Here is an 8,822-nt window from a genome sequence, read left to right on the forward strand (position 1 = left end):
AAGCTGCCTATGACGGTAAGGGAAATCCCGATGAGATCGCGAGCTATTCGTGTCGGGGATAAGAGACCTCGTCATTTGTTCGCTTCAATCTGCGCGCATTCCCGGAACAGGTCTCCCGGACCAAGGATCGGTTGGAAAAGCTAAACCCGGAATTTGTGGGCCGTGCCATAACGCAGTTGATGATCATGCCTGACGGAAGCGTCGGCCGCCGATAGTCTGGATACAGCGCTCGCTGTGCTCGATGAGGTATTGTTATCGCCTGATGACCGCCTCATCCCAGCGGACAAAACGGGGCAGGGGAGGGGGGCTTTTCAGAGCCCGGACGCCTTGGTGAGATTGACGCGGAAACGATCGCGCCGGCGCTGATACTTTCGAGTCATCTCGGCCGAGGCGTGACCGAGCTGCTGTTGCACATAGCGCTCATCGACCTCGGCCGAGGACGCGAGGCCGGCGTGCAGCGAATGGCCAGCAAACTTTTGACCGCGTTCGCCCTCCGACAGATCGCCACGCACGCCGGCTGCGAGCGCCGTGCGCTTGACCAGGCGTGCGACCTCCTGGTCGTTCAAGCGATCGACACCGACCGCTCTGCCTAGACCAGCAACGCGCCGGAACAGAGGTCCGTGCGCAATGCGCGCCAGTCTTAGCCAGGTCTGCAGAGCGGCCACCGGGCAGGTGGCGTCGGAGGAGCCGCGGCCGACCTCGACCTCGCGCCAACCGGTTTTGCCGCGCAGGGTCNCCACCGGGCAGGTGGCGTCGGAGGAGCCGCGGCCGACCTCGACCTCGCGCCAACCGGTTTTGCCGCGCAGGGTCACCAGCACGCCCTTGTCAGGAAAAAACTCAATCCAGTCCGAAGAATCCTCGGTCTGGTCGCGACCAATGTCGAGCCCGACGATTTCCGAGCGCCGCAGCCCACCGGCAAAACCCAGAAGCAGCATGGCGCGGTCGCGCAGACCACGCAGCGTGCCGCGGTCGAGGGTCTCGAGCATGGCGATCAGATCCTCGGGCAGGATCGCTTCCTTCTGCCGGGGAGGGGAGGCGTGGGTGTTGCGGATGCCGGCCATGACCGTTGCGATGTGGCGGTCCTTGCGGTCCAGCGGTTCGCCGCGCTGCGAAAAGTTCCAGGACAGTGACGAAAGGCGACGCTCGATCGTCGCCACAGAGTTTGGTTTTTTCTCCCCTGTTACCTTTCCGGACGCGCAGGCGGTGATGTAGAGCCCGACGGTCTGCGGATCAGGTGGGAGCACTTCCAGACCCTGCCGGCGCGCCCAGGCGCAAAAATGCTTCCAGTCGGCGGCGTAGGCGCGCCGTGTATTGGCCGAGCTGGCCGCCTTGACATAGTCGCGGGCGTGGCCGGCAAGCTCTTCCAGATGGCCGGGAAGGCTACCATGTCCCCGTGAGTGCATAGGCGGCAGGGGAGGGGAGGGGGATTTTTCGCCCTCCTGTGGATGCTGTCCCATTTCCATCACGACATCGATGATGTCGGGAAGATCGTCCCCTCGGGGCGCTGCAGTTGATCCCGCACCGTCGCCAGCCATCGTTATGCTGCCTCGATATCCGTCTGGGAAAAGTCATTGCCGATAAAGAGCAAGGGCTCATCCGCCCGTTTGGCCAACGCGTAGGAAAGGCAATCGGCAAAATTCAGGGCGGCCGGGTGGCGGCCTTTGCCGTAGGTGAGCCAAGCCTGCGTTGCCACATCGACGAGATCGGCATCCACGGCGATGATGTCGGCCTCGATCTTGCGGAGCCACAGATCGATCTCGGCCAACGCATGCTCACCGCGCCGGCTGACCAGCACCATGCGCGCCTCGAGCACACAGGTTGCAGGGACCAGGCGGATTTGGTTGGTGACGAGCGCCTTCTCAAGCCTCAAGGCTTCTGGTTCGTTGCGCAGGATCGCGACGATGGCGGAGGTGTCGATCACCATCAGTTCGGAATGCCGTGCTCGTCATAGCCGACGATCTCTTCGTCACTGCGATGATCGAGTTCCGGCAATCGCGCCACTCTTTCCCGGATCGCCCGCAACTCGCCGAGCAGGCGCTCCTGGGCCACGTCACCGTAACCCATTCGATGCAGCCGCTCGCTCAGCGCCTGGTGAATGGCTGCAGTCTTGCTGATACCCTGGCGGTGCGCGAGTTCGTCGGCGAGAGCGACGGTGGCCGGGTTTTTGATATTCAGGGACACGAGAGGCTCCGAATTTCTACCTTTTTGGCAATTTCTCCCTAATCTTTTGGTTTCTGTCAATTAGGAACGATAATGCAACATTGTCATTCGTTTTGAGTGGACGACAAGCGCAGCGCTTTCTGCGCAATTCGATGTTCATCGTACTTTCGATGATTCTGCGTCCTAAACCCTCTCCGCGCCACTACGCCACGCCTGCCGGTGCCCCTTCGATCGCGCCGATGGCAACGGTGCCGGCCTGGCTACGTCGGGCGGTTCCCGATGCGCAAAGCCTTGCGGGAAAAGGCGTTGAGGACGTCGCGCTCGCCGCCGGCGCCACCATCGGCGCGCTCGATGGGGTGGTCCGCCGGCAGGAGCGATGGGCCGGCGCCTGGCGGCAGCGGCTGGCGCTTTCGGCGGCTGCGGCAACTGCGAAGCAGGCCGGCCGCGTCGAGGATGAAAGCTCGCTGCGCGGTGCCGTGCTGCTCACGCGGCCGGGCGACAATGTCGGGCCCGCCGGTCTTTTGCTCCTCGCCTGGCGTCGGCTGGCGACCCGGCCGGCTGAGGAATTGCTGACGGCGAAAAACCTCGCTGCGGTGCTGGAAGATCTCGGTCACGCCCGTGACGACGAGGCCGTTAGCGATCTGTCGACCGCGCGACGGCAACTCGGCGCCGGCACCGATGTGGTCGGGATCCTGAACGGTGCCTTCACGATGCCCTGCTGGCGCAACGGCTGGGTTGGGCGCATGCGGTGCCGCTGCTGGGCGCCGATGCGGCCTTGGGCACAAGCGCCCGCCCGCGTCGATCGGCAGCTGGCTCTGTCGCGACAAGCATTGAGACACATCCCGAGCGTGCGAAAAGCCTGCTTGCCGCGCAGGCACGCGCTGCGTTGCGCGCAATTGATCTTCACGCCGAACTCGGGCGACGCGCGGACCGGCTGCTTGCCGTCACGCCGAAGCTTAGAGCCAAAGCAGCGGACGCTGTTGTCGACAAGCTGCTGTCCGACGATGCGATCGTGGGATCCGAAAAGATCGCAGGCATGAGCGCCCGTGGGCTGCGCCGCCTGTTCGACCGGCTGGTCGAGTTCGGCGCCGTCCGCGAGATGTCCGGCCGCACCGCGTTCCGCATCTACGGGCTCTAACGACCATGGTGGAGGCAGTGCGCAGGCGAGGGGGGAGCCCGTCAGATAACCGTCGATCGGCTGACCAGCCGTTTGACCGGGAGCTGGATCACCTGCCGCCGGAGGCGCGCTGGCGAGAATGGATGCATCGCGTCGAGGCAACGATTTTTGCTGCCAGCGAGCCGGTCAACCGCGAAACGCTCGCCCGCATCGTCGGCAAAAGCTGCAGCATTGATCTCCTCATCGACGACATCCGCGAAGAACTGCGCGGTCGGCCCTATGACCTCGTCGCCGTCGCCGGCGGCTGGAAGCATCTGACGCGGCCGGCCTATGCCGATGCCATCCGTGCCGCGGTCGGCGGAAACGAGCGAGCCGTGGATCTGACACAATCTGAAGTGCTGGTGCTGATGTGTGTGGCGTACTTCCAGCCGATCACCCGCGCCGAGCTTTCTTCCTTCTTCGGCAAGGAGATCAGCCGCGATCTCATCGGTCATCTGCGCGGCGCGAAGCTGATTGCGTCCGGTCCGCGCAGCCCGACGCCCGGCGCGCCCTACACCTACGTCACGACCAAAGAATTCCTGCTGGAGTTCGGTCTCGACACGCTGCGCGACCTGCCGGATTTCGAGGCGCTTGAGGACGCCGGACTGCTGTCGAAGGAAAAGCTGCTAGCGGGGCACATCATCCCTAGCTTTGCCGTCGGCCCAGAGCCGGTCGGAGTCGAACTCGACGAATAGCCGCGGCGCTTTGTGTGTGAAGCTTGTCCGAAATTCGTAGCATATTTCGGACATCTTGCCCGCCACTTCGTCCGAAATCGGACGACAGATTTCGGACAAACCCCGGCATCAAACCGCCAATATCTCGATCTGCGGTCGCCGCTGGAACGTCGCCTGTGAGAGGCGAGCCGGCGCTCTAAACCGGTCGTATATCCCGATTAATAATAAGAATGTAATCAACTTCGCATGCTTCAAATAATGACAGTATCGATAAGAGGTCATTATCGACAGTGATGGTGCGCGGCCAGGAGACCCGCCGTGAGTGAAGCAACGAGCTCGATAGCTTCATCAAGGCGAATCGGCTAACGCGATATCAATGGCTTACGACGTCACCCGTTTTGCATCAGGAGAGGCTGGCGGCGTCCCACGAGCGGGCCCGCCGATTTTTACCTAAGCATTTCAATTGGCAGCACCAAAGTGAAGGCCGGAACGAATGCGGATACCCCCTTTTGACCTTGACGGTGCTGATGCGATTCCGTGGCGCGAGCTTGCGGGACCGCTCGTCGCCGCGGAGGATTGTTTGGCGCGCCTCGATGAGCGGTTGGACAAAAGTCCAGTGCGCGAGGGTTTTGTCGCGCGCACGCATTTCTACGACGCCGCCGCCGCGCTGTGGCTCGAGGGCGAGCTTGTCCATGTCGAGGATCTGGTCCTGCACGACACCCACATGGACATCCGCACGCCGACCCACGAACTCACCCGTGCCCATGCGGTGCTGCGGGCACGGCGGCTGATTGTTGCCAACAGACCGGACTGGGCGCTGAGCCCGAATGGCCTGGGACAATTGCGCGGGCGGGGCGCCAGCATCCCGGACACTCTCCCATCGGAGAGTCATGCGACGGCAGCGATGGGCGCCGGCGATGAAGCGTCGGACGGGTCGGCCAATGACGATCTGAACGATGGCCTCGGCGGCGAATTTGCCGCCATCGATGCGTTGCTCGATCGCACGCGCAACGTGCTCAACGGGCTCGCCGCCGCGCCGGTGCCGCGACCGCAACAGGTGCCGATGGGTGAAAAAAGTTCGCTCGTCTACGATCTGGACTGGGACGAGGAGGAACGGCTGTCGGACTGGCGGGCCGTGTTGAACCGGACCACCGGCCAGCCGCCCGTGCTGAGCGCCGCCCTGCTATGGGATGCGTGGGAAACAAAAGAACCGCTGCAGCATCTGCCCTGGCTCGGACACCTGCTCGTCGGCGCCATGCTCAGGCAGGTCCGAAAAACGAGCGCTCACCTCGTCTGTCTCAACACCGGGCTGCGCGCCATTCCGCGCGAAAGGCGGCGCGCCCGCGACAGGACGGCGCGCCTGATCGGATTTCTGGAGGGCGTCACTGAAGCGGCCGGCGCCGGGCTGAAGGAACACGATCGGCTGATGCTGGCCCGGGAGCAGATGGGGCGCCGCCTGCGCGGCCGGCGGGGACATTCGAAGCTGCCGCAACTCGTCGACCTCGTTCTTGCGCGGCCGCTCGTCTCCAGCGCAATGATCGAAAAGGACCTGAAGCTGACGGCGCGGGGGGCGCTTAATCTCGTCGCCGAACTCGGCCTGCGCGAGATCACGGGCAGGGGACGCTACCGGGCGTGGGCGATCCTCTGATAGCTCCAGTGCGCGCGATAAGATCGTCTGCCACGCCGGTAGTGCGACCGGCATGACCCGTGCTATTGCCGAGTCGTTTGGTCCTGGCCAGGCCTGCGGTGCGTGTCGTCCCGCATCGGTCGAAAGTGTAGCCGTTGTCACGTGAGAGGCGTCGTCGCATCACCGCTGCACGGCCCCGATCGCGGCCGTGCTTCCCGGCTATCGCCCGCAACCCCCAGCGGCGCCAAAACAGTCATGGAGTCGAGTGGCGCGAAGGAGCCCCATGGCTTGCGCGGCCTGGACAATTTGGAGTGAACCGCATTGCCCATCGCATTCCCCAGAGGGAGAATGTGTCCGTTAGGGCACGGAGTCCAGAAGTTCCGCAATTATGGTACTTTAGGCTTTGGCTTTCGGCTTTGCCGATGCTTTCACCGAAGCTACCTTTACGCCTGTATTTGGCGAAAGGCAGATTCAGCGCCACAAGGCACTCCTTCGGAACCCCTTGCGCTTCTTGTCCGTATTAATTGGTTGTCCGCGAGGGAGGGGATTGAAAAGGTGGCCAGTTGTAGCTACAATCGGCTACATCCTCGAAAGGAGACCGTATCATGAAAGTTGATTCCGTTGTGCGCGCGCGCGTCGATGCCGCGACCAAGGACGATGCTACCAAGGCGCTGGCAGCGATGGGCCTTTCCGTGTCCGACTATATCCGCATGGCATTGGTCAGGGTGGCCCGTGATAAGGCCATTCCCTTCCCGGTGAAGGTGCCGAATCCAACGACCGTTGAGGCTATGGAGAAGACGGCGCGCGGCGAGGACGTTCACAAGGCCAAGGATGCGGGGGACCTGTTCAAGCAGTTGGGCATTTGAGTGCGGGCACCATCCTATTCCGGCCAGTTTCGCCGAGATGTGAAGCGGGCGGAGAAACGCGGCAAGAACATGGTGAAGCTGCGCCACGTCCTGCAATTGTTGATCGAGGAATTGCCGGTTCGGCTGCGCGATCATCCCTTGAAATCAAACTGGATCGGTTATCGCGACCTGCACATAGAGCCGGATTGGCTGCTGATCTACAAAGTGGACGCGACGAGCGTTCATTTCGAGCGTACCGGCACGCACTCTGACCTTTTCCGCGAGTAGGGCGGCGCATCATGCTTGCAGGTAAGCAACCCGCCGCGGGTCGGCCCTACTTAAATACAGTAGCGCCAACAAATCAGCGCATTCTCACATTTAAGCACAGTCCGACAAGCACCATGTCCGGCCGATCCGGGAAGCGGTTGTTGTGGAGCGAGTAACAGAAGCCGAAGGCATCGATTCCCTTGCGGACCGCAAGAGAGATACTCCCGGCTCGCTTCCCGATCAATCTTTGCGCCGCTGTCAGTTCCCCGGCTGCTTGAATATTCGCCCGGTTGGCCGAAGAGGACGCAGCGCTTCTGGGATTGGGTGAATCCGAAAGCGATGCACTGGTCCAGCGCCGAGCAATCCCGTTCGTGTGATTTTTCATGGAATGAGGACCCTGTTTGAGGGGTGATTTTCGTCCAAACGGGGCTCTGACGCACTCTCGCTGCGGCCACAGCCTAAGTTGCACCGACGAGGCGCGCCTGGAGCAGATCAATCTTNCCCCGTTCGCGAAGGAGCCGATGAGGCTTGCCTTCGCGCCTTCGAGCCAAGCGTCCAGTTTTGCGACCGCTTTTGACCGGATCATCTGCTGAAAGTCGTCGACAAGCGTTCGCGCGGTGACGAGGCCAGGAACATTGCTCTCGATTGCAGCGATCAGTACAGCGTCGGATTTGGACAGGTCGTCACGCGCCAGCGTCATGAGCCTGGCGATGCTTCGTGCCGAAGGCGTGCGGGCAAGTGCGCTTTGATCGGNCGCATTTCGCGCCAGAGCGCCGAAGCATTGCGCGCGCCTTGGTCCCAGCGGCCGTCAAGCCAGGGAAGCCATTCCTCGAGCGAACTCTGCCGGACGCGGAACATGTCGGAGCGCTGACCGCGCAGGACGCAGCGGACGAGCTTGCGGCTATGTCCGGTACGCTTGACGATCTGCTTGATCGGCACACCCTGCTTCGACAATTCCAGAATGGCCTCGTTTGTCTCCTGGCGACGCAGANTTGACGATCTGCTTGATCGGCACACCCTGCTTCGACAATTCCAGAATGGCCTCGTTTGTCTCCTGGCGACGCAGATATCTTCATATTGCAGCCGCTCGGCATAGGTGAGAAGCTTTGGATCGATGATGGTGCTGCCTACCGTCTTTCGGATATGCCGCATGGACTTGCTGACTGCATCAAGGAAAGCGCGGCTGGCGTTTCCATCAGATGCCAGCGGTCGGCCACCTGATCGGCATGTGGCAAGGCCTTGGCGATCGCCTCGCCATATCCGCCACCCCGATCGCGAGCGACTGTCACAATGGAAGGATGATTCGTCAGCCAAGCCTGCGATGTCGTCTGTTCGCGATCAGGCAGCAATGTCACTGGCCTGCGGCGCTCAAGATCGCAGACAATCGTCCCGTATCGTTGGCCGCGCCGGAACGCGAAGTCGTCGATGCCGATGATGGCTAGCTTATCGCGCGGCGGTTCAGTCCGCCGGCGCACGATACGCAACAGGGTATCGTTGCTCACCGGCACCATCAGGCGATCGGCAAAGGCTGCGGCAGGCCTTCCGCCCAGCGCCAGTCCTAAGTGATGAACGATGGTCTCAAGGCGTCCGGTTCTCCGCGATAACGGGGCTAAAACATCGGCGCCAAACCGCTCGGCAAAAATGCGGCGGCGGCAAAGAACGGCGTCGCACCAGAAACGGCGAACCGTCACCCGCAAGACCACTCGCCGGCCAGCGATGGGCAGATCGGCGGCTTTGCCGCATATATCGGCTCTGGGTCTGGCGTGAACTCGTCCCGCAGCACGGGCACGTTGCCGAAAGCGCCGTAGCGCGCACGTCAAGAAATACACAATCCGTGTTGATTTCGGCATGCTCGACGAGCAACCCCGCCGGCGCCAGTCTCGTCGACCCAAATCTCTGTTCCATCGCGCTGATTCCCTCTCGAAAACTTGCGCGACATCACCCTCCACATGCAGCGAGATTGAGTCTGACCCCCTTTTGCGCGAAAAACCAGGGTCCCGATTCCGTGGTCATTGACATCCCAGGCGGTCTCGTTGCGGGACGAGGCCGCCCAGCCAGGGCGAATAGTAGTCGAGGGCGAACATGCTGACGCC

At 62.3% G+C, this 8,822-nt stretch carries 8 protein-coding genes and 1 pseudogene; 5 read left to right on the forward strand and 4 right to left on the reverse strand.

The features are described 5' to 3' along the window. Positions 1 to 311: 311 nt before the first annotated feature. The 3 genes from X738_RS80030 to X738_RS80040 are packed head-to-tail and all read right to left on the reverse strand — an operon-like array spanning position 312 to position 2,181. Positions 312 to 1,535, reverse strand: coding sequence for a site-specific integrase (locus X738_RS80030; RefSeq protein WP_031257136.1), 1,224 nt, complete (start codon positions 1,533 to 1,535; stop codon positions 312 to 314). A 2-nt stretch (positions 1,536 to 1,537) separates the two neighbouring features. Next, a complete protein-coding gene (locus X738_RS80035) occupies positions 1,538 to 1,924 on the reverse strand; it encodes a type II toxin-antitoxin system VapC family toxin (RefSeq protein ID WP_023804175.1) in 387 nt (128 codons plus the stop codon). Further along, positions 1,924 to 2,181: a type II toxin-antitoxin system VapB family antitoxin gene (locus tag X738_RS80040; RefSeq protein ID WP_023804176.1), complete on the reverse strand. Its 258-nt coding sequence runs from the start codon at positions 2,179 to 2,181 to the stop codon at positions 1,924 to 1,926. Before X738_RS80040 ends, X738_RS80035 begins: the two co-directional genes overlap by 1 nt. 149 nt (positions 2,182 to 2,330) lie before the next feature. On the opposite strand from X738_RS80040, the pseudogene X738_RS80045 reads away from it, so the two are divergent. The 5 genes and pseudogenes from X738_RS80045 (at position 2,331) to X738_RS0145130 (ending at position 6,750) form a co-directional block, all read left to right on the forward strand. After that, positions 2,331 to 3,298 (forward strand): annotated as a pseudogene (locus X738_RS80045) (DUF1403 family protein). Positions 3,299 to 3,303: 5 nt separating this feature from the next. Further along, entirely contained in the window at positions 3,304 to 4,011 is a 708-nt protein-coding gene (scpB, locus tag X738_RS80050; RefSeq protein ID WP_031257137.1) for an SMC-Scp complex subunit ScpB, read from the forward strand. A 472-nt stretch (positions 4,012 to 4,483) separates the two neighbouring features. Continuing rightward, on the forward strand, positions 4,484 to 5,638 hold the full coding sequence (locus X738_RS80055; protein WP_023804180.1) for an RHE_PE00001 family protein: 1,155 nt from the start codon (positions 4,484 to 4,486) through the stop codon (positions 5,636 to 5,638). Between the two features lie 584 nt (positions 5,639 to 6,222). Beyond that, complete coding sequence (locus X738_RS80060; RefSeq protein ID WP_023804181.1) at positions 6,223 to 6,483, forward strand: type II toxin-antitoxin system RelB/DinJ family antitoxin; 261 nt, start codon at positions 6,223 to 6,225, stop codon at positions 6,481 to 6,483. Beyond that, complete coding sequence (locus tag X738_RS0145130; RefSeq protein WP_031257138.1) at positions 6,484 to 6,750, forward strand: type II toxin-antitoxin system YafQ family toxin; 267 nt, start codon at positions 6,484 to 6,486, stop codon at positions 6,748 to 6,750. It begins immediately after the preceding gene. A 1,106-nt stretch (positions 6,751 to 7,856) separates the two neighbouring features. Here the strand turns inward: X738_RS0145130 and X738_RS88145 are convergent. After that, positions 7,857 to 8,579 carry an ISL3 family transposase gene (locus tag X738_RS88145; protein WP_245277899.1) on the reverse strand — a complete coding sequence of 241 codons (723 nt, stop codon included), beginning with the start codon at positions 8,577 to 8,579 and terminating at the stop codon, positions 7,857 to 7,859. Positions 8,580 to 8,822 lie beyond the last annotated feature (243 nt).

It is taken from the genome of Mesorhizobium sp. L48C026A00, from assembly GCF_000502375.1.
In the GTDB taxonomy this organism is placed as follows: Bacteria; Pseudomonadota; Alphaproteobacteria; order Rhizobiales; family Rhizobiaceae; genus Mesorhizobium; species Mesorhizobium muleiense.

Bases quoted from the DNA above. Each gene is read 5' to 3' on its own strand.
- scpB (WP_031257137.1), top strand. From the start codon at position 3,304: ATGGTGGAGGCAGTGCGCAGGCGAGGGGGGAGCCCGTCAGATAACCGT.
- X738_RS88145 (WP_245277899.1), bottom strand. From the start codon at position 8,579: ATGCCGAAATCAACACGGATTGTGTATTTCTTGACGTGCGCGCTACGG.
- X738_RS80055 (WP_023804180.1), top strand. From the start codon at position 4,484: ATGCGGATACCCCCTTTTGACCTTGACGGTGCTGATGCGATTCCGTGG.
- X738_RS80035 (WP_023804175.1), bottom strand. From the start codon at position 1,924: ATGGTGATCGACACCTCCGCCATCGTCGCGATCCTGCGCAACGAACCA.
- X738_RS80060 (WP_023804181.1), top strand. From the start codon at position 6,223: ATGAAAGTTGATTCCGTTGTGCGCGCGCGCGTCGATGCCGCGACCAAG.